14 protein-coding genes are annotated in these 23,665 nt (G+C 58.8%); 1 reads left to right on the top strand and 13 read right to left on the bottom strand.

Annotated elements, in window-relative coordinates; genetic code table 11:
* Positions 1-2: 2 nt before the first annotated feature.
* The 9 genes from IG169_RS20065 to IG169_RS20105 all read right to left on the bottom strand — a co-directional run bounded on the left by IG169_RS20065 (position 3) and on the right by IG169_RS20105 (position 17,572).
* Positions 3-2,531, bottom strand: coding sequence for a hypothetical protein (locus tag IG169_RS20065; RefSeq protein WP_193178043.1), 2,529 nt, complete (start codon positions 2,529-2,531; stop codon positions 3-5).
* Positions 2,532-2,541: 10 nt separating this feature from the next.
* Positions 2,542-5,517 (bottom strand): site-specific DNA-methyltransferase, encoded by a 2,976-nt coding sequence (locus IG169_RS20070; protein ID WP_193178044.1) that lies wholly within the window; start codon positions 5,515-5,517, stop codon positions 2,542-2,544.
* A gap of 16 nt (positions 5,518-5,533) precedes the next feature.
* Entirely contained in the window at positions 5,534-5,977 is a 444-nt protein-coding gene (locus tag IG169_RS20075) for a hypothetical protein (protein WP_193178045.1), read from the bottom strand.
* Between the two features lie 30 nt (positions 5,978-6,007).
* Positions 6,008-7,915 (bottom strand): DUF262 domain-containing protein, encoded by a 1,908-nt coding sequence (locus IG169_RS20080; protein WP_193178046.1) that lies wholly within the window; start codon positions 7,913-7,915, stop codon positions 6,008-6,010.
* A gap of 2 nt (positions 7,916-7,917) precedes the next feature.
* Positions 7,918-10,977 (bottom strand): BPTD_3080 family restriction endonuclease, encoded by a 3,060-nt coding sequence (locus tag IG169_RS20085; protein WP_193178047.1) that lies wholly within the window; start codon positions 10,975-10,977, stop codon positions 7,918-7,920.
* Positions 10,978-12,239: 1,262 nt separating this feature from the next.
* Positions 12,240-12,821, bottom strand: coding sequence for a hypothetical protein (locus tag IG169_RS20090; protein WP_193178048.1), 582 nt, complete (start codon positions 12,819-12,821; stop codon positions 12,240-12,242).
* Positions 12,822-13,240: 419 nt separating this feature from the next.
* A complete protein-coding gene (locus IG169_RS20095) occupies positions 13,241-15,706 on the bottom strand; it encodes an AAA family ATPase (RefSeq protein WP_193178049.1) in 2,466 nt (821 codons plus the stop codon).
* Between the two features lie 79 nt (positions 15,707-15,785).
* Entirely contained in the window at positions 15,786-16,007 is a 222-nt protein-coding gene (locus IG169_RS20100; RefSeq protein ID WP_193178050.1) for a helix-turn-helix transcriptional regulator, read from the bottom strand.
* Between the two features lie 263 nt (positions 16,008-16,270).
* A complete protein-coding gene (locus tag IG169_RS20105; protein WP_193178051.1) occupies positions 16,271-17,572 on the bottom strand; it encodes a tyrosine-type recombinase/integrase in 1,302 nt (433 codons plus the stop codon).
* Between the two features lie 521 nt (positions 17,573-18,093).
* Here IG169_RS20105 and glpD point away from each other — a divergent pair.
* Positions 18,094-19,620 (top strand): glycerol-3-phosphate dehydrogenase, encoded by a 1,527-nt coding sequence (glpD, locus tag IG169_RS20110; protein ID WP_193178052.1) that lies wholly within the window; start codon positions 18,094-18,096, stop codon positions 19,618-19,620.
* 23 nt (positions 19,621-19,643) lie between these two features.
* Here glpD and IG169_RS20115 read toward each other — a convergent pair whose 3' ends face one another.
* Genes IG169_RS20115 through IG169_RS20130 form a run of 4 tightly spaced genes read right to left on the bottom strand, consistent with a single transcriptional unit; the run spans position 19,644 to position 23,600 of the window.
* The gene (locus IG169_RS20115) at positions 19,644-20,420 is read right to left on the bottom strand and encodes an SDR family NAD(P)-dependent oxidoreductase (protein WP_193178053.1); all 777 of its coding nucleotides are present in this window, start codon (positions 20,418-20,420) and stop codon (positions 19,644-19,646) included.
* Positions 20,417-21,352, bottom strand: coding sequence for an SDR family oxidoreductase (locus tag IG169_RS20120; RefSeq protein WP_193178054.1), 936 nt, complete (start codon positions 21,350-21,352; stop codon positions 20,417-20,419). The genes IG169_RS20115 and IG169_RS20120 overlap by 4 nt, the downstream gene beginning before the upstream one ends.
* A complete protein-coding gene (locus tag IG169_RS20125; protein ID WP_193178055.1) occupies positions 21,349-22,251 on the bottom strand; it encodes a bile acid:sodium symporter family protein in 903 nt (300 codons plus the stop codon). Before IG169_RS20125 ends, IG169_RS20120 begins: the two co-directional genes overlap by 4 nt.
* Positions 22,251-23,600, bottom strand: coding sequence for a flavin-containing monooxygenase (locus IG169_RS20130; RefSeq protein WP_193178056.1), 1,350 nt, complete (start codon positions 23,598-23,600; stop codon positions 22,251-22,253). Before IG169_RS20130 ends, IG169_RS20125 begins: the two co-directional genes overlap by 1 nt.
* Positions 23,601-23,665: the final 65 nt, after the last annotated feature.

Genomic DNA, 23,665 nt, shown 5'->3' on the forward strand with positions numbered 1-23,665 from the left:
AATCAAACCGACTTTTTGAGTGTGTTCAAAGCCTCAAGTACATAAGTAAACCCCGGCTTCTCGTCGACGCCCTTGACCTCGCGTCCAATTGCACTAATGGCACGGTTCGCAAAGCCACGAATTTGGGCGCGCAACATTTCATCCGCGATAACCGGTGAGCGTGTCAGATAGGAAAAAATTAGCGTCGCCGCGTCCAGGAACACGTCGTGCTTCTTGCGAGCCAAGTCCTCGACCAGAATGAAAAATTGTTCGACTTCGCGTCCAGCGCGCATGACAAACTCGCGAAGCGGCCTTTCAACCCAGCCTAAACCAAGACTTGCATCGAAATCAGGCGACCGTTGTCCGACCCACATACCTTCGCAATAGCAGACGATAGAATTCCTAAAATGTATTAGAGCTTTGTCGTTACTTGAACTCGACACAGCCTGAGCCTTCGATAGCTCACATGCGCCAAGCTTACTCCAAAACTCACTCCTAGCACGCTGAGTGATCTTGGGGTCATCAATCATCACTCGACAAATTCGCTCGGCCTCCGTCTGACCGTAGCCTGAATAATGTTCCATGTTGAACCATCGGCGCATCATAAATATGTCGCGGTACCCCAGTCCTTCCGCATGCTTGAAACAGGACCTAGCTCTCTCGCGAAAATCCGACCCCAACTCGGAATAGGCCTGCCCCAATAGGGACTGCACCCTTGGATTAACCGCAACTGGATCATGCTGCGAGTAGTTCGCTGCGACTCGGACGATCTCTTCATACGATTTCGTTTTGATAAGGCTTTCCATGCTTGCAATCACTGCCGCTTCTTCTCGGCTAACTTTTAGGCCCTCTGACCGAAAATGGTCGACCCTGGTTTTCAAGCCACCTATATGAGGCAGCTGCTCGGACACGATGCCGATAAACGGCCTACAAGGGGGAGTAAGTTCATAAAGCGTCTCACCACTGGTATCTTCAGAGCGAGAGATAAATATACTTCCCGCTTCGCTTAGCCCTTCTCTTAGATGCTCGGGTGACATCTGAGTTAGCCCGCAGAACGCTGAAAATGTTATTGGTTCGCCCAGTAGGTGCAGCCCAGCGAGCACGTATCGAGACTTACCCTGGGTCGATAGGCGATCGTACTCTCTTTGGTATAGATATCGGCGAGCCTCTTCTCCGCCTCTATCGCTAAATGACTGTATAGCCTCGACGTAGTTGCTGCAATGTTTGCGAAGCCCCACGAGTGTTTCTATTAGTAAAGGTAGCCTGCTCGTCACGTCCATTATATGGGGCGTATTCTCCGGCGGCGGTTCAGACACGCTAAAATATTCACAACACTCAGATTGAAATGGGAAATATTCGCTTTCGGGATCTAGCCCCGGCACTTCGATCGAACTATTTAAGGCGTGCGATGGCGGATGCCTGAGGGTGTATAGAATCTTTGTACGGCCATTACCTTTCATTACCTTAAAAAATAATAACTCTTCCCCAGTATCAATTCCTCGCCTACTTATCGCATCGATGTCGTCTATTACTATTAGGCCGGAGAAGTTATCGAATAGTTCTTGCAGGTCTGCGTCCCTAGACGAGCTATCGCTGTCGACGTCGTCCATATTGCGTATACCTGAGTGATGCAATATTTGTGATAACTGTTCATCAAGGTTGGAAAAATCCCTACGTAAGAATGGTTGCTGCTGGCCGCTGTGTGGGTCTAATTCAGACTCTTTACCGGAGATATAGATTACATAGTCGAGGCGATGGCCATCCTTAAAGACTACCTGACTACCAATCTCAGCTAGTTGGCGCGCGAATTCGTGAGCGAGAGTACTCTTTCCCGACCCGCCAGGTCCATGAAGATATACGCGGGGGTTGTCTGAATAGACAAACCAGGTCCAGAGCTGATCTAGTAAGATACCTCGGTTTACGAACTTCTCGATTGTTGCAGGAGAAGGAGGAAGGGATCTATGGACGAGCCCGATGGCTTCAGTTCCTATATCCGAAGGGAGGACTGAGCGATCCGAGTATAATTGAGCAAGGTGGCGCGGTCCGGCTTCAACCACTTCATGGCGGTCGCGGACCCAGAGTATGTTCTGTGGATATTTATCGAGCTTTCGGCGAAGGCGGATCGGCGGATTCTTGCCTCGTCGAGGAACAAGAAGAACTGAGATATTCTCATTACCGCTCTTGAGCGGAACGGTATATTGCTTGCATAGACATTCGATCGTCGCACCGGTGAAATCGCTCAGTGCTCGATTAAAGGATTCGACATCGAAATTTCTCTGGATACCAGCCAGAGACAACTCGCGGTCCCGAACACCAAACACGATAATGCCGCCAAACGAGTTGTGGTAGGCAATCGCTAACCGAAGGATACCCGCACCATAACCTTGTGCAAGTTCTTCGGGAACAGTCTCCTTGTAGTCGATGATATAAGTCTCTTGAACGTGAAACCGCTCGTTTGATGCGTCCCACGCGTCTCCGAGAATGGCGTCGAAAGAGACTGGAAGCTCCTGTATCTCTATCGCCGCTGAGATCTTTGTTAGTTCAGTACGCATATTCCCGCCCTCACACGCCAAATACCTTCAACACTTCGTCGCCGAAGTGATTGATCACCTTCACCGCGATCCGTCCCGTGGCCGGTCGCAGAAACGGTCGGGAGGTGTCGGAATAAAGCGTCTCCCACGCTTCCTGGTCGATCTCGGCCTTCAAGGCGGTCTTCAGCGACTTGTAGGGGTCGTTGGCGCCGAGGAAATAGGCGTGGCGGACGAAGAAGCTTTCCTCGTTGTAGTCGGTGTCGATGAACCAGGCGGCGATGCCCTTGACATCGTCGGAGCGGATTTCGCCGGTCGACGGGTCGAAGATGTCGACGCCGTTGACCTTGACCTGCAACTCGCCGTCTGCGGTTTCGATCAGGTCGACGTCCGGCTCGCCGAAGACCACGAAGAGGTTGCCCTTGCCTGTGTTCTTCAGGTCCTCGGCCATGTGCAGGTCGGGATTCATGCGGGCTTTCAGGATCGGCAGCGGGCCGAGCCGGTTGAGGTCGCTCGCTTGGGCCTCGAAATTGAAGGCACAGGCGATCAGCGCGTCGAAACGGGCGTCGGAGGCTTCTCGCGCTGCAGCGGTGATCTGGCTGCGCGTCAGCGTTCCGAATTCCGGGCCGATCAGAATTCCGGCCCGCTTCTCGCGGCCGTCGCCATCGGTGTAGCGGCCTTCCGCCGCCAGCCAGTTGCCCGGCCACGGATCGACCGAGTTGAACTGGATCGTATCGCGCTTCTCCTGCTGGTGGACGCCGGCGGAGCGGAGGTGGTCGAGCACCATCTGGCCGAAATCCATTTCCGGCACATTTTTCGGGTCGGGCTGCATTCCGCCCTCGCCAGCCCTTATCTCGTCAGCCAACGTATCGTCGCGCGCGGCGATGACTCGGTGTGGCGACAGGCTTTCCACCGTGAATGGGCCGGCGACGCGCACCTTGCCCTTGTCCTCATAGGGACGGTCGTAGAGCGTCTCGACATCGGCCGCCCTGGCTATGGACTCGTCGATCTGCTTCTGACGGGCGATTCTCCCTTCCCACCAGTTTGCGTGCAGCTTGCGCGCCTCGGCATTGGCGAGGCCGGCCTTGCCCTGCCCCTGCTTGCTGTCGAGCCAAGCATCGAGATCGCGCGGGATTTCCCATTCCTCCCAGGCGGTCTGCATGGCCGCATTGAGCTTGTCGCGCAGCGGCTCCAGCACCTCCTGCCAGCGCTCCCAGATCACGTCGATCTCGGCATTGTTGGCGATGGATTTCAGCGTGATGTGCGGCGCACGCTCATAGACGAAGCCCTGCCGGATATCACCAACAGTCGGCGCTTCGGTCTGGATTTTGCCCGAAACCTTCTGCTCCTGCGCGCGGCCTTCCGGGCTATCGGCTAGATGGTAGTAGGAATAACGCGCCGACATCAGCCGGGTGCGGGCCAGCGCCAGCGCCACACGCGAAGTGTCGATAGTGATCCAGCGCCGACCCCATTGCTCGGCCACCGTCGCAGTCGTGCCGGAGCCGCAGGTTGGGTCCAGCACGAGGTCGCCCGGGTCGGTAGACATCAGGACACAACGTTCTATCACCGTTGCGGTGGTTTCGACTACATACCGCTTGTCCGACGCAAACCCAGCTATGACCGTATCCGACCATACATTTGCCAGTCGAATGATTGGGTAATCGTCCTCGTAGTTCACATAAATCGGTGTCTTTCCAACCAAATCGAGGCGGTCAGCTTTTAATGCACGAAGCATTCCCGCCCGGGTTGTTCTCCAGCCGCGCGGGTGAGGATTGAACTTCCTTCCGAAAAGATCGAGATCATATATCGTCGTGGGTTGCTGCGCTGTAAGGTCAGATTGGCGATAGCGCCTTGCGCCCCGAGGAAGTTCGACTAATCCGTCACGCTCTTCGCGCGACATTGGCCGCCTATATCCGTCGCCATGTTGAATGAATCGATAAGCGGCATCGAACGAACCGGATCGTCGCTTGTCCAAGAACAGATCGCGAGCTTTTATTCGTTCTGCAGATTTTGCGAACCAAATTACGTAGTCGAAGACGTTTTGTAGGGTGGCCGTCTTGCCCGTCGGACTGTTGGCGCTACTTGTTTTCTGAAACGCAATCTGACTGACAAAATTCTCCTCTCCAAACACCTCGTCCATCAACGCTCGAACTCGGTGGACATTCTCGTCGCCGATCTGAACGAAGATGGAGCCGCTTTCGGTCAGCAGTTCGCGCGCCACCATCAGCCGGTCGCGCAGATAGGTCAGGTAGGAGTGGATGCCGTCCTTCCATGTGTCGCGGAAGGCTTTGACCTGTTCCGGCTCGCGCGAAACGTCGGCCGCCTTGCCGTCCTTGACGTCGCGCGACAGGGTGGAGACCTGCCAGTTGGAATTGAACTTGATGCCATAGGGCGGGTCGAAGTAGATGCATTGCACCTTGCCCCTCATCGCCTCGCGCTCTGCAAGGCTCGCCATCACCTGCAGGCTGTCGCCTAGGATAAAGCGGTTCGTCCAGTGCTGCGAATGCTGGTAGAACTCTGCACGCGCCTCGGGATCGGTCAGGCCGTTAAAATCGGCGAACAGGTCCGGCGCGCCGATTTCCGTCTCGCGCCGCGTCTCGGTGCGGCGCTTGAGATCATCAATAATCGTCTTGGGGTGAACCTTCTCCTGCACATAGATCGGCGGCGCATTGACCACGAGGTCGGACCAGTCCTGGCGGTCCTTGCCGCGCCAGACGAGTTGCGCATCGCCGAGCTCCAGCTCACCCGTCTCGGCAAGCTGTCGCATTTGCTCCTTCGTGATCCTGATCTTTGCGCCGTTCCAGACGATCTGCGGGTCGAGGTCCGGATCACGATCGCGGGTTTCGCCATTCGCCAGCGGGCGAGGGCGGGGGATTGCCATCTCACGTTCGCCTTCGCCGAGAATCTCCTGCTGCTGCTCGAACAGCGAGGCCATTTCGGCAGTCGGTACGTTGATGCGCCGCGCAGCGTCGTGGGTGAGCGTGTCGATCTCGCGTGGGGCTTTGGCCATTAATCAGTTCCAGCTTTCATGTCGAGGATTCCCCGCCAAGGGTTTCCCGCAATGCCTTTTCATACCGCTGCGACGTCTCCCAGAGGAAATCGGCCGCACGATCCCAATTGTCCTCGACGTTCATGTCGAGGTCGAGCCGACTGGAAAAGAACTTGTCGCTCTCGCCCGGACTCTTTAGCGGGACATCAAGTATGGGTATCAATTCGTCCTGCCAGTGCGCCAGCCGCTCACGTAGTTTTGCCGCCTTGCCGCCTTCTATGGTGCGTATGAACACCCGGACGAAATCTATGCCGGTGGTGATCGAAACGCAGCAACCGAGCTCGGGCAGCGCATGCCAGCGCGCGCCGACGGGCTGCGCCAGACCATAGACCATTTCACCTTTGTGACGACGGATCATGTGCTGCCAGAAGCGCTTGATCACATCCGTCTTGAGATCATTGTAGGGACCGCGCGTGACCATCACTCCTCCTCCGTCGTCCGCCGCTGCATCCTATTCAGCCGCGATCGTCATCTCAGCCTCGAAGCCGTCGTCGTCTCGTTCGTCGTCTTCGCCTTCCTCCGGCACAACCCCCTTGTAGGCTTCCTTGCCCATCGCCTTCTCGATCAGAGCGAGCAGCCTGGCCTGCCTGTCGGCCATGAAGGATTCGAAATCATCCGAGCGAAGAAGCAACGGATCGATCAGGTGCGAGACCAGATATTCGTCCAACTGATTGGGTGCGATCGACGGTGTCGTGGCATTGCCGGCTTCGAGCCGGCCGAGATAGATCGACGGGGCGTCTCCGCCGATGATCCGGTTCGTGCGATAGGAGAGCGGCGTCTTGTTGATGATCGAATCGAAGACGTCCGGCTTGCGACCGTTCTTGCGGCACCAGTCCTGCGGAAAGATATGGTGAATGTCGACGTTCTCGCCGAAGAAGACGATGTGGTCGAACTTCTGGCCGGAGCGGAAATCATGGGCGCCTTCCTTCATCAGAAGTGCGTTGACGCCCTTGTAAGCCGCCGATAGGCGCATTCGCATCGTCTTGAGACGATCCGCGCGGAACATCGTTTCGGAGACGGTGGATGGCTCGGGGCCGTCGGCAAGCCATCTCGGAACTTCCACGAAATCCCTGGCGATGCGGGTGTCGACAGCGGAGCCGTAGAGCTCTCCGAAGACGCCGTTCCAGTACCACCGGACCAGCTTCGCGTGGTTCGCGGTATGCTCCCAGGCATTGCCAACATCAGCTAGGATCGCGGCGAGCGGAACGATCTGCGACTGATAGGGCAGATCGAAAATCCGGTAGATATGCAGCATGTGCAGGAATTTCGCGGCCTGCACGAAACCCCATTCGACCTGTTTTTCGTATTCTTTATAGGCGTCGAGCGGAAGGTTCAGCAGCGCCTGCCGATTGCCGGTGACAGATGGCAGCTCCTTGCCCTGCTTTCCTTCCGCCTCGGCCTGCCTGCGCCGGTCGCGGGTGTGGAAGAGCGAGATCGCCTGTAGGAAATCCGTGTTCGCCACGTTGGCGATGATGCCCACTTCGGCGCCGGCGGGACGCAGCGTTTCGGCAAAGAGCTTGTGGCGGCCGCGCGCGGTCTCGTCTCCGTACCAATCCCTGCGCAGTTCGTGCCCTTCGGCTGCATACATCGCCGTGACGAGTTCGAAAGCGTCAAGCGGCTTGCCGCCGGTGTTGACCTTCTCGAAGACGACGCAGACCGCTTCCTTCGAAGTGGACCTATCCAACGCAATCACCGGCACTCGGTAGTATTTGAAATTTTCGAGAACGAGCCGTTTGAAGTTCCTGAACTCCTCACGGACGTTTTCATGCTCATCGCCACGCCAGTACTTGTCAAAGCCGTCCTGCCAGCGATCCCAGTCGAATACCTTAGTGACGGGATACATTAGCTCTGCGTATTCCCTCTCGGGCGTAGACAGGTCGAGCGTTTCCTCGCGGCCAAAGTCACTGCGTACGATGCGATCTTCCGGAACGCCGATGATCGCCTCTTCGCGATCGGCGGAGGGATCGAGCGCCTTGCGGATGTCGATATAGAACCAGCGCTTTACCTTCTTCTTTTTCGGCGTAACCGTCTCTACGACCTGGTCACGAAGCGTTACCTGATATAGCGATGTCATGCGCTGCTGCCCGTCGAGCAGAAGCGATTGCGGAGAAACACTTTTTGCCGTGGCCGGCGCTCCCTCGACGGGACGCGGTTTGAAATCGACTTCGCCGCCCGTGTCGAGCGTCATCAGCGCCCCGACAGGAAACGCGCGCGAGATCGATGCGATAAGGCTCTTGATCCTGTCCTCGTCCCACACCCAGCTCCTCTGGAAGTCGGGCAGTTGCACTGCGCCCCGATGGCAATCCTCAAGGAGTTTGTTGAGGTCGAAAGGATTTGTCTGAAACGTCGATCCCGCCATCTTCAATTTATCTCCGTTTCAAGTGTCCTGGTCGATGTTCCCGCCGCCAACTCGGCAACAAAACGGCCATACTCCTCTTGGATCGCAAACACCTCGCGGAATTCGGCGAATGCCCAGCGGCCGAAATTCTTAAGATTGTTCACTCCGGGGACCCACAACGCCTCTATCGTCTGCGCCTTGAGTTGCGCATCGAGACCCCGGAATCCCTTGATTTCGACCACCAGGTTGAGCGGGTCGTCAGGGCCATGTCCGTCGTCGACGACGACTATGAAATCGGGGATGTAACGACGTGCGACGGAGCCGTAGAGATACGGCACCTCGAAGCCCAACGCCTGGTTCTTGACGTAGGAAATTGTCGCCGGGTGGCTTTCGACGACGCGGGCGAATTCGGCCTCCCAGTCACTGTCGCAAACTACGTAGTTGATGTGCGACTTGTCCGGCGCAGTTGTCCAAAGATTGGTCTTGGTCGTGTTGAAGGCCACGAAGTAGGTCGAGCCGCTCGGATTGTACGGATCAAGCATCGCTTTCACGATAGGCGAGCCGTCGGCACTCGCCTCGCGCACAATCGCCGCATAGATGAGTGACGCGGCCTTCTCGGCGATCTCGGCATAGGTCAACATGCCGACCTTCGTGCTTCCGGTCGTCTTCAGATGGTTCTGAATCCAGCGGCGCGTGATCGGCTGGATGAGATTGTAAAGGTGATAAGGTGGATCCTGATCGCCATCGCGGAAATACCGCTCGACAAGTCGCTTCGTCAGATGCACCGCCACGGTGTTCGGCCGCATGTCGTCGAGCGCGTCCGGAGAGATGTCGTGCCCTTCGCCGACAAGTCCTTCCAGGCGTGTTTCACAGGGTCCAACCAGTTCAGGTGTCAAAGTCAGCGTCGATTCGGGCGTGAATTCCGCCGAGATCCGGTCCGGAGGGAGCTCCGTGCGATAGCCCGCCACACGCGGAAAATGGATAGCAAGTCGCTCGCGCTCGCGGACGGCGCTGACGCGCGTGACAGGCTTCGGTGGTGTCTTTATCACCTTCTGTGGCTCTGTCGCGAAATCAAACGGGATGCCGAGAATGTCAGCATATTCGGTGTCGAATAGGCCCTTGTCATTTAACTCGTATGACTGACGGCGCAGGCCACGACCGATGACCTGTTCACATAAGAGCTGCGTACCGAAGGCCCGAACGCCGAGAATGTGCGTCACAGTGTTTGCGTCCCAGCCCTCGGTGAGCATCGAGACCGAGACGACGCAACGAATCTGCTCACCGAGCCGGCCTTTCTGGCCGACCGTGTTCATTACCTCGCGCAGAAGCTCGCTATCGGAAATGTTCCCGGCAGCAGCACCCTCACGTTCCTGTTTTTCGCGGCGGAACTGCTCAATTTCTCCGGCAGCCATATCGCGAAAATTGGCATCCAGTGCCTCGCCGGATTCGATTTGCTGAGAGTCGATCAGCAGCGTATTCATGCGCGGCAACGGTTCGCCCGTGTTCTTGTCGTAGTTGCTGAAAAGCTCGAGGTGACCGTGATGGATGGTCTGCAACTCCCCTTCACGCTCGCGCTGCCAGCCGGAAACCCATTCATAGACCAGTTTGGAGCTCGCGGTGTTGTTGCACACGACGATGAAGACCGGCGGCACGGGGATGGGGACGCGCTGCCATTCCTCGAATTCCGTTTTGTAGTGGGTGTAAAGCGAATGTAGCGCGGTTTGTAATTGTGCCGGGATCGACAGCGGATCCAGTTCGCCGGACTTGCCAGCACCCTTCTTGGGCATCGCCTTTCCGATATGGTCCCATAGGTTGCGGTAGACAGGCATTTCTGCATCGATCGCATTGTCGGCGACGGGCACGCGCGGCAGCTTGACGATGCCGCATTCGATCGCGTCGACAAGCGAAAAATCCGACACGACCCAAGGAAATAACGTTCCTTCCTCGTAACCTGATCCGCGCAGAAAGAATGGCGTAGCCGACAGGTCGTAGACCGCCCGCAGGCCGACCTTGCGCTTCAGCGCCTCCAGACCCGAAATCCATAACCGCGCCGCTTCGTTGTTTTTCTTGGCTTCTTCCTTCTCCTCGCCCTTGACCTCGGCTTCCTCGTCCGTCCCCGGCCGCTCGCGGTAGCAATGGTGGGCTTCGTCATTGATGACGACGATATTCTTCAGTGGTAGGAGCTCGCCGCAGGCGCGCGCGAGCATCTCGCCCTCGCTCTCCTGCTTCTCTATCGGCTGCCCGGTGCGTCCCTGCATCAGGCGCTCGCCGACCGGGTTGAGGTCATGCGCCTTGCGGCGCTGGAAGGCATGGTAGTTTGTGATAACGATCTTGGCTTTGCCGAGGTCAGTCATCAGATCGGGCGGTACCAGTTCCCGCGTACGATAGTAGTTGTCAGTGTCGGAGGGATTGAGCACGCGCAACCGGTCCTTGATGGTAATGCCCGGCGCGACAAGCAGGAACCCCCTGGAGAATAGCGTCGAGTTCGGCTGTCGAGCGGCGTTGATCGACTGCCACGCGATGAGCATCGCCATGACTGTCGTCTTGCCGGCACCAGTTGCCAGCTTCAAGGCAAGCCGGAACAGTTCAGGATTGGCATCTCGGTTGGCTTCCTGCAGATGGCGAAAGATGTGCGCGTATTGCTTGCGCCCCCGAGCGACTTCGGCCAACCAGATCGCCGTCTCGACTGCCTCGACCTGGCAGAAGAAGGGCCGCGCGCCGGTAAATTCGTAATGCCGCCAATGCTGAAGCAGGCGCTGCGTGACAGGTGTTACGCCCCAGTCGTTGGGATTCGGCAACGCTCGCCAGGATTCGATGTGGCCCCGGATTTCATTGATAATCGGTGTCGGATTGTAACCGGATGCGTCGTCCTCGCCGGCATCGAACTCCAATGATGCCTGGTCGCGTCCACGTCCGGATTTCGAACGGCGCGCCTTCGGCACCGGTGTGATGTATTTTGAACGTCTTCGTCCTTCGATCGGCGGGTGTTCGAGCGGTTGCCCATCATCACCAAGCGCATGATGGCGGGTCGGCGGCAGATACGGCGAATTGAGGATGGGTTCCGCGTAAAATGGTTTGGTCATGGTCCCGAATCCCCCGGATCGAATCGAGCGCACCTTGCACGCGATAGAACCTGATTATCAACCTGAAGGTGGCGGTGCCGACGCAATTTCAACCATATCGACTGGTTGCCGGAGCCGAAATCGTTCACGCAGTCTGCCCAAATCAAAATACTGACTGATTTCGCAATTTGCTTTGTTTCGACTGCCGACTTCCGCACGCACGACACCCGTAAAGAATGGCTAGAATTGCCGACACCTGCCTGACACGAACGGACGAACATTCGGCCTCGGCTACCATATTATTCATGTGCCTAATATTGGCAGATTCTGTAAAATATTACCCATGGATGGTTCTACCGGGAGATATTCAAACATTTTGGAGGTCAAACGCACCCAAACACAATTTGGAGGCGTGGGACGGACAATCTGCGGCGCTGGAAACCGTCATGGGGGGATTTGCAGACGGCCTCCTATTAAGGAAGGGCGCGGGCGGTGCCTAATGCACTGCGGACCGAAAGCTGCGAAGGAGTACCGGGAGCGCCAGCGGCAGGAATTCCTTAGTGGACGGATTTCCGCGACGGAGTGGAAGCGACACGAGGAGCGGCGCGCGACGAACCGACTGCGCGAAAACTGGAAGAAGTCTCCTTGGAAGCCGGGCCAGACTATCGACCTCGGAAAATGGACCGCCGACTTTGAGCGAAGCTTACGCGAGCACGGGATCGATCCGGTTGCGTTGCCGCCTGCCGTACTCGATTGGGCGCGTTGGAAGTTCCGGCGGTACCGGCTGGATCGGCGCGACGATGCAAAGTGGCGGCGGATTCTACGAGAGGATCTGCCGGACCGGGTTCGCAGCGCCGGTCCATGTCCATCGGATTTGGCAACGTCAACTGACGTGGGTCCAGGGTCCGGAGCGATCAGCCTAACTCACCCGCCGGACCGATCATCAAAGCGTGTGCGGCCGGATCAACCGAAAGCAGTGTCTAAGGTCCGCGTCCGCAAGCAATTCCATCGTGGACGCCCGAGGAAGCACGTCACGATGACCGAGGCCGAGGAAAACGAACTGGCACTATTTCAGGTTAAGCACATTGCAACTCTGCGGCCATTGTATGAGCAATGTCGGAGCAATCGGCAACGGCTAAACGTTATTCACGCCTTACGGTCATTCGTGAGCAATCCAAATGACCGTGGCGCCCAAGAACACTGGATGGCGGTCCTCGAAGCGTTGAAGCCCCACTGAGAGGAAAGGGCGGCATAGAACCGCCCTTTCAGAATATTAGTCCGATTTAGATAACGCCGGCAGTTACAGGCAGGTTGGTATGTATCGTCTGGAAGGACGAGTAGCCCCTGCCCATGCCGTCGTGCCACCGCTTCACCTGATCGGCGGCCCATATCTGGAGTGCGTCAGGATCGTCAGTGATTTCACAGGGGATCACCATATTCGGCGCCAAGAGGCACGCGGGGATTGGTGCGCCACCCCATTTCAGGTGCAGCCTCTTTTCCGTATGGAAGTATTCCCGCAGGAAGATCAGCTTGTGGGAACCTGGCGGGTTGATTAGGATTTCCATGCTCGAATTGTATGCGTGTTTCGGCGGGTGGTCGACACTTCCTATCAAGCGGAGGCGGCGGACGCGCCGCAATTCTTCGTGGTTGATTTCCATAACGAAGAATTTGTCATTGGGGTTGTCCGCGAAGTAGCGCAACGCGTCACGTACGAAGCGTTCACCTCCGTAAATTGCAGGCGTAATGTTTGGCGTTGCGTACACCGTCTTCACGATGAAGCCTTCGCGTTTCAACTCGACGAGTTGCGAACGCAAGAAGTCATTGATTGCGATTATTTCGGAGGGGAGAAGCCTTTCGTTAGGCATCAGTGTTGTCCTCTAGTAGTGTTCGGGTTTGGGCCATTTCAAACCCGCTCGTGATTGCACCCCGGCGTTGTGCTGAGTTATCACCGGTTCGCTTTGGCAGGCATGCGCTACAGCCAAAACAGATTGCAGATAGGCCCCGATCAAAGCTCCGCCGGGGTGTATTTCGCGTAGGTCGCCGGCGGCGACCGATAGTTTGACAGCCGAAGCATATCCAAGGGTGCGCAAGTCGCGCCTCCTAAGGATAAACCTACCTACGCAGGTGCCCCTTGAGGGGCGCACACTGCAGCCGGCACGTGTGTTGGCATAGGTCCGCGCAGGTCCGCACAATTCAAACCTACGCGAACTTACGCGGCGCCAAACCGGATTACCTTTTATCCAAACCAGTGGCAGGCACGGTCGGCGGGATCGCTGGGCCTGGTTCATGCTCGGTCCTCAATTTCCGAACCTTGGTCCGGATCTGACATGACGGCCGGCGTCCCGATCTCAACATAGGCGAAGGAGCGGCGCGCTTGCGGATCACGGTCATTAACCACGCGCAAACAGCCTTCGGCGATCCAGTGCTCGACCATCGCGCGGATACGTGCAAATGCATTGGCCTGCCTCGCGGTCCGGTCTTTGGACGCGAGCCCCCTCGGCCCGATGTCCAGGCACAACGCATCTGCAACCAAGTAGCCGATCCAGTCGGTGGACCGGTGGTCATGGCGAGGCCGGACCCGGGCAGTGACTATTGCAGCCTGTATGACAGCGAGTTCGGATGCGGTGCCGGTCACGGCGCTCGGCGGGATCCAGCTTTCAACGGTTGCTACGGTGTCGCCCTTCGGCCACAAGCCAGCGCCGTTGTTAAGCCGGATAGGAAGCTTGCGCAGCCAACGCGCTTCATGGGCACGGGTGAGGTTTGCCTTACCGTTTTCGATCCGAATGTAATCCCGGCGGTCTTCTTCCGAGATGCCGAAACGAGCGGCCTCTTTCGATGTCATGGGAACGACCTGCTCCACGATACGAGCCGCATCTACAAACGCGGACGCACCGCGCGCTGCACCTGCCCCGGCAGCATCCATATCTGCCCCTGCGATTTTGCTGGTGTGGTGGACCAAAAGAATCGCCACACCCGCGCGATCTGCAATTTCGCGTAGCGCACCCATCAAGAGGTTGATTGCTTCGTTGCTGTTTTCCGGGAGCGTGTGCATGGCTCCCACAGGATCAAGGATCAGTACGTCGATCTTGTTGGTGAGAAGCATGTCCACAAACCAATGGACTACACCGGCAACGCGCTCAGGACCGTTCCTCCCCATGCGGGCGAGACTAAGCGGCAAATCGCGCCCCGTTTCGAGGAAGAGGCGACCGCCCAAGTCCGCGTCTGTTAGTTGGAAATGGCTCAATGCGGCGCCCAACCGACGACGCATCTCGTCCATGGGATCTTCGGCATTGAAATAGAATACCCGCAGTTGGCGAACTGGACTTTCGCCTGCAAGTAACGTGCGACCGGTCGCCATCGCGATGGCTCGTACCAGCGCCAGGACCGACTTGCCGATACCGCCAGGGGAAACCAACGCGCTGATAGCACCATAAATCAGGAGAAATCCATACAGCCACTTACGGGGCGGGATTTGGCTAGGTGCAGGGGCAGTGACCGGTTTGGGTACGTAAGTCGGCAGCACATTGCGTAGTTTTCCCGCGTTTTCGGCGGGGTCCATGGCGTCTTCTCGACGGGCGGCCATTGCGCGGGCTTCGGCTTGGACCTTGGCCGTGTCGTCAAGCCCGCCGTGACGCCGGAAGTCCTCGCGGGCCAGAAACTCCGACGCCGATCCGGCGGCAGTCGGCAGACCAATCGCCACGCGCGCCGACACTTGCGCCTCGAATTCCTCGCAGATCAGCCGCTTGAAGTCCGCCGATGTGAGCGACTGGCAGTGGTCGTGCATACACTGCATCAACCCGCCGCCGATGAAGGCGAAGCCCGTGTCCGCGACCGACGTGTGGTTCTTCGCGTTCGGGCAGATCGCTTCAACCACGCCCTGCCGGACTTGGTGCGGGTTCAGACCGATTTCCTGCGCCATGAGCATGATCGGTTCGGGATTGTTCATGTCGGCGGACCGCTTCAACGATCCGGCCTGCGCCATCGCGTTCAGCTTCGCGCCGTTCGCCAACTCAACAGGCAACGGGGCTTCGCGCCAGTCCGCCCCCGCCAAAGCCTGCCCCATGGCTTCCAAGGTCGCGCGGCGGGACAGGCCCAACTCCAACGCCCACACCTGCGGGAACTTCCCGTCCTCACCCTTGTACTTGTCCTTGTTGTTGGTCCCGCCCGGCAACCGGATATACCGCGCCGGGTCCACGGCCACGGCTGCGTCACTCAACCCCTTGGCCGCGATCAGGGACCGGACTTTCACAACGTCCTGCTCGGCGGCGTCACCGACCATCACCGGCTTGTCCAGCACCCAGCCCCAAGTCTCGTTGCCCTTGGACGTTTCGATCTTGAACGTCGGCTTCGGGAAGCCTGCCGCGATCATCTGTTCCCAATCGGCTTTGGACGCCTTGGTCCCGATGTCGTCGGCGATCACCATCCAGTGCCCGGCGACGTTCGCCACGGACCGGCGCGTTGCGTCCGGCGTCATCAGGCCGATGGCGAAGTAAAGGTTCCGCTCGTCATCCACCGCCAGCGGCGCGTCCCGCCACTCTTTCGCCCGTGCCCCGCTCCACTCGCCCACTTGCGCTGGCAGCGTTTTCGTCGCAGTGATCCACACGTCCTGATAGTCCGCGCCGAAGCATCCTGAGACGAAGTCCCGCAGGTCAGGATCCAACTTCAGTTGCGGGTTGTTACGGTTGTCGTTCTTAGCGCTGGACCCGGCCCCGATGGGCCGTTCCGATGCTTGCGCTGAAAAGTGCGCCATTCGGAAAGTCTCATGTATTCAGAGGGTTGTTGAATTTTTCATCGACCCACCTCGGAAGTGGCGGGGCGGCTTAATTTGCTTAGGCTGCAGCCTTACGCCGTGCTTTCTGCTGTTCAATCCAGTCGACGACTTCGGACAGCGGCCAGCGGCTTGCCCGACCAATTTTTACAGGCTTCGGAAAGAGGTTCTCGCCATTTGCGATTTGTTCATAGATCCGTGAGCGGCACATGCCGGTCAAGGCCATTACCTCATCAAGCCGCAAGAGCCGGTCGGGTTTCAGTTCGGGAGTGAATTGGTGCATTCGCTACGTCCTCGGATTACAATGGACGGACAAAAACACCGACAGAATATGCACGCAACAACTGAATATTGTGAAATCGGTTAATCGCCATAAAAACTGACAGATCAGACAAATACTCACCTATGTTTGTCTGAAATGTCAAACGACTTATTCCGTGCGCCAGCCAAAGCAGGATCTGTTTGTGCCGATTATCAATATGACGAAACTTCTAAATTGGAACTTGTCGCGCGCCGCTTGTACTGCAGTCTTTGGGGTTACTTTTTTCAAACACGCGCGTTCAATACGGTCACATTCCCCTCGAATTGGGTCCCGCGCCCTTCGCAAAAGGCCTCCCAAGCTTCCATCATCAATCGGCGTTTTTTGATAGCTTGTTCGCGACGGTAGCTGCGCTCCACATCCGGAAGTGTATGCGCCAATGCTTCCTCAGCAAGTTCCCGCGCGAAATCGGTATCTGAACCCGCCCAATCCCGAAAAGTGGATCGGAAACCGTGCACTGTATATTGACCAACACCCATTCGTCGCATGACGGCTCGCAGTGTCATGTCCGACAGCTCTTTGCCCTCAGTGTTGCTTTGGAAAATCAGCGCATCTGGCTCAAGCTTTGTAATACCGCGCATGGCGCATTGCCGCGAATAGGCGATTTGGAGAATTTCGATCATACGGCGGGTCAAAATCACCGAGTGGACGTAGGTGCGGCCATTTCGCATTTTGACCTTCATTCTTTCGCCTGGGATGTTCCAGAGTTCCAAATCGAGATCGATTTCCCCCCACCGCGCGAGACGAACTTCTCCTGACCTGTTCGCGCCTAATATCGTGAATTCGAGTGCTAGCGCTCCCATGCTTGTTTTTTGGCGTTCACGAAGCGCTTTGATGAACTCGGGAAGTCTGCTTCTCGGCATCGCAGCGAGTGGTCCTCTGCCCTCCTGTTTGCGCGGCGAAGAAAGGGTAGCGTTGAAGAGCGACCACCGCGCGGGATTGTCCCCGCGAAATGCACGGTTCTGAATTGCGTGGTCGAACACGCGCTCTAAACGCCCTCTAAAACGGGTTGCGGTGATATGCTTTTCATCCCAGATCGGTTGAAGCAGGGCGAGGATGTCATCTCGCGTGATGCTTTCCAGTTTCTTGTCCCAAATCGGGGCAGCATAAGTCTCAAGGCTTTGCCGCCATTGATAACGGTGTTTGGCGTTTCGATATTGCGGCAATTTGGCTTTCAAGTAGTCGCCGACATATGCACCGAAGGACGCTGCCTTCGCCTCGATTTCGCGCGCTTGGCGCTCTTCATCGGCTTGCCGTTTGATCTCCTGAATGGGATCAAGCCCCCGCTGGACCATTTCCCTCGCGTCTTGTGCTTTCTCACGCGCTATCTTTAGCGAAACGCCCCCCGCTCCCGCAGCTCCAAGCCCCATTTCTCTGCGAGGTTGACCTGGAAGTGTGTAGCGAAACAGCCATCGTTTTCCGCCGTTTTCGCTAACCCGCATGAAAAGTCCGCCACCGTCCATATAGTAACCGGGGATTTTGGCAGCCTCGACCGCCTTTGCTGAAAGCCTGTTTATGCCTTTCGCCATTTGTTCAAACCTCTAAGAGATCGATGTCTGGCTTCAGAAACGAGATCGACGGGGTTTTGCAAGGTCCGCGAACAACGCATTCGTGCATCCAGACGGGATTTTCGTATGACAAAATAAGAGGGGGCAGAATACTCCGCCCCCTCTTGTGCCCCCTTTTTGGCGCGGCTGTCAATGGACTTTCTTGGATGGCCCTGGACGAGTCGTTTTGACTAGTTATTGTTTTTACGTAGTTTTTCTCATCTCGAAAAATGCCCCAAGACGAAGTTGGAAGTTTGTTTGGTGGAGCTTGGCTCCACCAAATCCCTCCGGACATCATTCGATCTTCAGACCCCGGCTTGCCGGGGTTTATTATTTGATCCGGTTGCCGGTGCCGTCCGGGACGGCGGCGGCTTTGGTTGACTTAAAACGAAAACTCTTGGTGACAAAACGAAGGCTTTCGAAGATAAGCGCTGCTGGACATAAATTACCTCCGAGAGGCCCGCCGCGCAGCCGGCGTCGACCTCATATCACGGACCGGCAGCATGAATGAGACAAACGGGGCCACAGCGCAGCATTACGACATCCTCGTCATCGGCGGCGGCATCAACGGTGCAGGGATCGCCCGGGATGCCGCCGGACGCGGGTTTTCCGTCTGCCTCGCCGAGGCCGGCGATTTCGGCGGCGGCACGTCCTCGGCTTCGACCAAACTGATCCACGGCGGCCTGCGCTACCTGGAGCATTACGAGTTCCGGCTCGTGCGCGAGGCGCTGATGGAACGCGAGGTGTTGTGGGAGATGGCGCCGCACATCATCCGGCCGCTGCGCTTCGTGCTGCCCTATCACTCGGGATTGCGCCCGGCGTGGCTGCTCAGACTCGGCCTTTTCCTTTACGACCACCTCGGCGGCCGCAAGCTGCTGCCCGGCACGCGGACGCTCGACCTTTCACGCGACGCGGCGGGAAAACCGCTGAAACCGGGTTTCCGCAAGGCGTTCGAATATTCGGACTGCTGGGTGGAGGATTCGCGCCTGGTGATCCTCAACCTGCGCGACGCGCGGGCCCAGGGCGCCGTCATCCTTTCGCGCACGGCCGCCGAAAGCGCCTGTTTCAAAGACGGCAAATGGCGCGCGACACTGCGCGACGTGCGGACCGGCGCGGCGCGGCAGGTGACGGCCTCCGTCGTCGTCAACGCCGCCGGGCCGCGTGTCGACGAGGTGCTGAAGACTGTTTTCGGCCGCAACGACGCGCACAATGTGCGTCTGGTGCGCGGCAGCCATATCGTGGTGAAAAAGAAATTCGATCACGGCAAGCCCTACATCTTCCAGAACGCCGACGAGCGGATCATCTTCGCCATTCCCTATGAGGACGATTTCACACTGATCGGCACCACCGACGCTGAACAGGAGCGGCTCGACGGAAAGCCCGCGATCACGCCGGAAGAGATCGACTATCTGTGCGCGATGGCGAGCGAATATTTCGCCGAGCCGGTGAAAAAGGACGATGTCATATGGACCTATTCCGGCGTTCGGCCGCTTTTTGACGACGGCGCGTCCAAGGCGCAGGAGGCAACGCGCGACTACGTCATCCGCCGAGACGACAAGCTCGGAAACGGCACGCTGATCAACATTTTCGGCGGCAAGATCACGACCTATCGCCGGCTCGCGGAATCCGTGCTCCACGACATCGAGACAATGCTCGGCAAGCGCGAACCGGCGTGGACCAGGGGCGCGACGCTGCCCGGCGGCAATTTCGAAGTCACCGGCTTCGACGAACTGGCGGAACGCATCCTCAAACGTCATCCGTTCGCCGGGCGGGACCTGACCCGTCGGCTGGCGCGGCTCTACGGCACCGACGCCTATGTGATCCTGGACGGTTCGCGATCGATCGATGAACTGGGCCGGCATTTCGGCCACGGGCTCCATGAAGCCGAAGTCCGTTTCCTGATGGAACACGAATGGGCGACGATGGCGGAGGACGTGCTGTTCCGGCGCACCAGGCTCGGCATCCGGATGAGCGCCGAGGAGAAGCAGACGCTAGCGGAATGGATGGACAAACGGCGCGTGATCGCCTGATCGGTAAGCCGAAATGTCGCAAATCAATCGCCGTCGTCGGCGATGTTCCTTTCCATCAGGCGCGAAAACAGCCTCGGTGACAGACGGTTGAGCAACCAGGCCGCACGCGCCACGCGTCCGACCGGGATCATCGCCCGCCCGCGGCGCATGCCGTCGAGGATCACCCTGGCAGCCTCGTCGGCATCCATATAGTCGATCCCGTCGGCTGCGGATCCGGGGCGCGCGATGCCGCCCGGACGCTGTTCGGGATTGCCGAGATTTGTGGCGACGAAGGACGGCGCGGCGATGTGGACGCGCACTCCGTGCGGTTTCTCCTCGGAGGCGAGCGTCCGGAAGAAGCCTTCGAGGGCGTGTTTCGACGCCGAATATGCCGAACGGCGATACAGCGGCGCAAAACCCGCGACCGAGGAAATGGCCAGATGCGCTCCCTTGCTCGCGCGCACTTCCGGCAACAGGGTGGAGGCGACATGGACCGCGCCGAAATAGTTCACATCGAAGACCTTGCGATGGACCTCTATCGGCATGTCGGCGAACAGGCCGATCTGGGTGATGCCGGCGTTGTAGACAACGAGATCGACCGAGGGCCGCGCTTCGGCGATGGCGGCGCAGACCGCGCGCACCTGCGCCTCGTCGGTGAGATCGCAGGCGAAAGTGCTGACCTCGACACCGAGTTTCTTTACCGCTTCCAGTTCCTGCCCCTGCAGATCGAGGATCGCTATGTGCCAGCCGTCGCCCAGCAGCCGGCGCGCCAGCGCGCGGCCGAGACCGCCGGCGCCTCCGGTGATAACCGCGGTTTTCACAGTCCCGCCCCTTGTCGCCAGAGATCGAAGACCTCCGCGCTGGTCTTTTCCGGCACATAGCCGAAATCGATCTTCAGCTTCGTATTGTCGAGAACCGGACGGAACTGCAGGAAGCGCACCTGCTCCGGGCCGTAACGCGACAGGCCGAGCGGGTGGGCGAGGCCGAGCGCGAATTTCAGCAGGCCGGGCGACAGCCACCGGACGGGCTTTCCGAGCGCGGCCGCGAGATCGCGCGTGCCGAGCGCGTCGTCGCCGGCGACATTGTAGATGCCCGACGGGCCGTCGGTCGCGGCGCGCAGAAGGATGCGCGCCAGATCGCGAGTCCAGATGAAGACAAACGGGCTGTCTGAGCCGCGCACGCCAAGTATGCGCTTGCGGCGGAACAACGCCGTGATCTGGTTTTCGATGCCCGCGCCGAGCACCGTGCCGATGCGCAGCACGACCTGTTCCAGTTGCTGGTGCTCGCCGCGGGCGTCCGCCAGCATCTCCTCGACGAGGCGCTTGTGATGAGCGTAAGCGAATTCCTCGTTGCCGCGCAGGCGATCGGTTTCGCGAAGCGGCACCGGGTTGTCGGCATGGTAACCGTAGGCGGCGCCGCTGCTGGTCACGACGATGCGGCGCACGCCATGGGCAATGCAGGCGTCGAGAACCTTGCGCGTCCCCTCGACATCGACGGAATATTCGAACGCGCGTGTCGACCCCTTCGGCGGTGTGACGATCGAGGCAAGATGAACGACGACCTCCGGCCGCCATTCGCCGATCACCGTGTCCGGATCGTCACTTCGGACGTCGAGCGGGCGATATTCGGCATTCGCGGGAAGGCGGGCGGGCGGGCGGATGTCGGTCGCCAGAACCTCCCGGCCGGCCGGCATCTCGGCGAGCAGGGCCTGGCCGATCCCGCCGGCCGCGCCGGTGATCAGGATTCGCGTCATCGCCCGGCCTCCGTGCGCGACATGACCGCGGCCAGCGCCAGCCCGGAGATCGCATGCCAGATACCCCAGAAGGCGGCGACAACGGCCATGCCGCCAAGGCCGTTGAAGAATGCGAAAATCAGGATCAGGCCGAGGCCGGAATTCTGGATGCCGGTCTCGATGGTAATGGCGCGCCGGTCATAGGCGCTGACGCGCGCCAGCGTCGCGGTGAGATAACCGCCGCCGAAGGCCAGCGCGTTGTGGACGATCACAAGGCCCGCGACAGCGCCGGCGAAAGCGAGGAAAAAGTTCCAGTTCGCCGCCAGCGCCAGGACGATGAACCCGATGAAGATCGCCATCGACAACAATTGCAGCGGTCGGCGAATGCGTTCTGTAGTATCGGGTTTGCGCGCATTGAGCAGGATGCCGAGGTAAAGCGGCAGGACGAGCATCAGGAAAACCGTGATCGCGACGGTGACCGGATCGATCGCGGTTTCGTGCAGGATCTTGCGCGTCGGGCCGTAAAGGCTTCCCCACAGCGCGATGTTGAACGGCGTCATCACGATCGCGGAGACCGTGGCGATCGCCGTCATCGATACCGAGAGCGCGGTGTTGCCGCCGGCGCGATGGGTGATGAAATTGGATATGTTGCCGCCCGGACAGGCCGCGACGAGGATCAGGCCGAGGGCGATGGACGGGCGTGGTTCGACGGTGAGGATGAACAGGAACGTGACGACCGGCAGCACGACGAACTGCGAGAACAGGCCGGTGAGAAGCGGCTTCGGCGCCCGAAAGAGGGCGCGGAAATCGGCGGGCTTCAGGTCGAGTGCGATCGAGAACATCACGATGGCGAGGATCGCGTTGAGGAGGTTCAGCGAAGCCGGGCTGAAATGCAGCAGGACGGTGTCGATATCCTTCATCACGCCACCCTTTTCAGTTTGGCGATGCGGGAATTGACCGCGTTCCGGAAGGTCGCCTTGTCGACATAATAGGCCATGCGCGGCAGGTCGATGTAGTTCATGCCGCCGGTCGCCCGTTCGAAACCACGCGCCTTTTCCGCCTTCAGGTTTTTGGCGGCGGCGGTGCCGTCGCGGAGCCCGCGAATGTAGCGGGAAACCATTTCGGCCTGCTCGTGACGACCTTGCCAGCCGAGGCCCGAGGCTTCGACCATCCCCATCAGAAAGACGTCGTCACGCCCGGGATGCATGCAGTTGAGAAAGAGATGCGGCGCATCGCCTTTCCAGTTGAGCAGCGCCGGATCGATGAAGGGGTAATGCAGCCTGTAGCCGGTGGCCGCGAGAACCATGTCGTATTCGCCGCTCGTCCCGTCACGGAAATGGACGGTCTTGCCCTCGAAGCGCTCGACATCGGCGCGGATGCGGATGTCGCCATGGCCGGCGTGGAACAGGATCAGCGAATTGACGACAGGGTGGGATTCGTAGAGCTGGTAGTCTGGTTTCGGGAAGCCATATTTCTCGGGATTGCCGACGAACCATTTCAGGACCAGCCCGTCGACCCGGCGCTTCAGCCACATTGGCAGCCTGATCGCGCCGCCCATCGTGTCGGCGGGCCGGCCGAAAACGTATTTCGGCACGAAATAATATCCCCGGCGCATCGACAGATCGCAAGAGACGCCGTGATGGATTGCATCGACGGCGATATCACAGCCCGAATTGCCCGCCCCGATGATCAGTACACGCTTGCCGTCGAACTGGCGCGGCGAACGGTACCGGCTGGAATGGATCAGTTCGCCGGAAAACTCGCCCCTGAATTCCGGCATGTTCGGCTCCGACAAGGTGCCGTTGGCGATGATGACGCCGGCGAAGACGTCCTCGTGCGCCGCGCCTGCTCCGTCGCGCCAGGTCACGCGCCAGCTTTCGCCATCACCGCCGAGCGGCTCTGTGCTGACGACTTCCGTTTCGAAAAGGTAATGGCGGCGCAGATCGAAATGGTCGGCGAAGCGCCGGAAATAGGTCTTCAACTCGCGATGGGAGGGATATTCGGCGACATCATCATCCATCGGAAAATCGGAAAATTCCGTCATCCGCTTGGACGAGATCAGGTGCGCGGTCTCGTACATGGTCGAGTGCGGACCTTCGATATCCCAGAGCCCGCCAACATCGGAGTGCGCTTCGAAGCCCTGGAAGGCGATGCCCTGTTCGAGCAACGTCTTGGCCATCGCAAGCCCCATCGGGCCGGCACCGATCAGCGCGAATTTTTCGCGATTACGGCCGCCCTTGTCCGGCGCCCGGTCCTTGTTCTGCGTCATGTCTCCTCCCCGGGCGCGACTGCCGCCCGATCCTCACGCTACTATTGAACGATCGTTAAAAATAA

It is taken from the genome of Oricola nitratireducens (genome assembly GCF_014904745.1).
In the GTDB taxonomy this organism is placed as follows: Bacteria; Pseudomonadota; Alphaproteobacteria; order Rhizobiales; family Rhizobiaceae; genus Oricola; species Oricola nitratireducens.

What these genes read in the sequence shown, in the direction of transcription:
- IG169_RS20065 (WP_193178043.1), bottom strand. Translation starts at nt 2,531, where the DNA reads ATGCGTACTGAACTAACAAAGATCTCAGCGGCGATAGAGATACAGGAG.
- IG169_RS20070 (WP_193178044.1), bottom strand. Translation starts at nt 5,517, where the DNA reads ATGGCCAAAGCCCCACGCGAGATCGACACGCTCACCCACGACGCTGCG.
- IG169_RS20075 (WP_193178045.1), bottom strand. Translation starts at nt 5,977, where the DNA reads ATGGTCACGCGCGGTCCCTACAATGATCTCAAGACGGATGTGATCAAG.
- IG169_RS20080 (WP_193178046.1), bottom strand. Translation starts at nt 7,915, where the DNA reads ATGGCGGGATCGACGTTTCAGACAAATCCTTTCGACCTCAACAAACTC.
- IG169_RS20085 (WP_193178047.1), bottom strand. Translation starts at nt 10,977, where the DNA reads ATGACCAAACCATTTTACGCGGAACCCATCCTCAATTCGCCGTATCTG.
- IG169_RS20090 (WP_193178048.1), bottom strand. Translation starts at nt 12,821, where the DNA reads ATGCCTAACGAAAGGCTTCTCCCCTCCGAAATAATCGCAATCAATGAC.
- IG169_RS20095 (WP_193178049.1), bottom strand. Translation starts at nt 15,706, where the DNA reads ATGGCGCACTTTTCAGCGCAAGCATCGGAACGGCCCATCGGGGCCGGG.
- IG169_RS20100 (WP_193178050.1), bottom strand. Translation starts at nt 16,007, where the DNA reads ATGCACCAATTCACTCCCGAACTGAAACCCGACCGGCTCTTGCGGCTT.
- IG169_RS20105 (WP_193178051.1), bottom strand. Translation starts at nt 17,572, where the DNA reads ATGGCGAAAGGCATAAACAGGCTTTCAGCAAAGGCGGTCGAGGCTGCC.
- glpD (WP_193178052.1), top strand. Translation starts at nt 18,094, where the DNA reads ATGAATGAGACAAACGGGGCCACAGCGCAGCATTACGACATCCTCGTC.
- IG169_RS20120 (WP_193178054.1), bottom strand. Translation starts at nt 21,352, where the DNA reads ATGACGCGAATCCTGATCACCGGCGCGGCCGGCGGGATCGGCCAGGCC.
- IG169_RS20125 (WP_193178055.1), bottom strand. Translation starts at nt 22,251, where the DNA reads ATGAAGGATATCGACACCGTCCTGCTGCATTTCAGCCCGGCTTCGCTG.
- IG169_RS20130 (WP_193178056.1), bottom strand. Translation starts at nt 23,600, where the DNA reads ATGACGCAGAACAAGGACCGGGCGCCGGACAAGGGCGGCCGTAATCGC.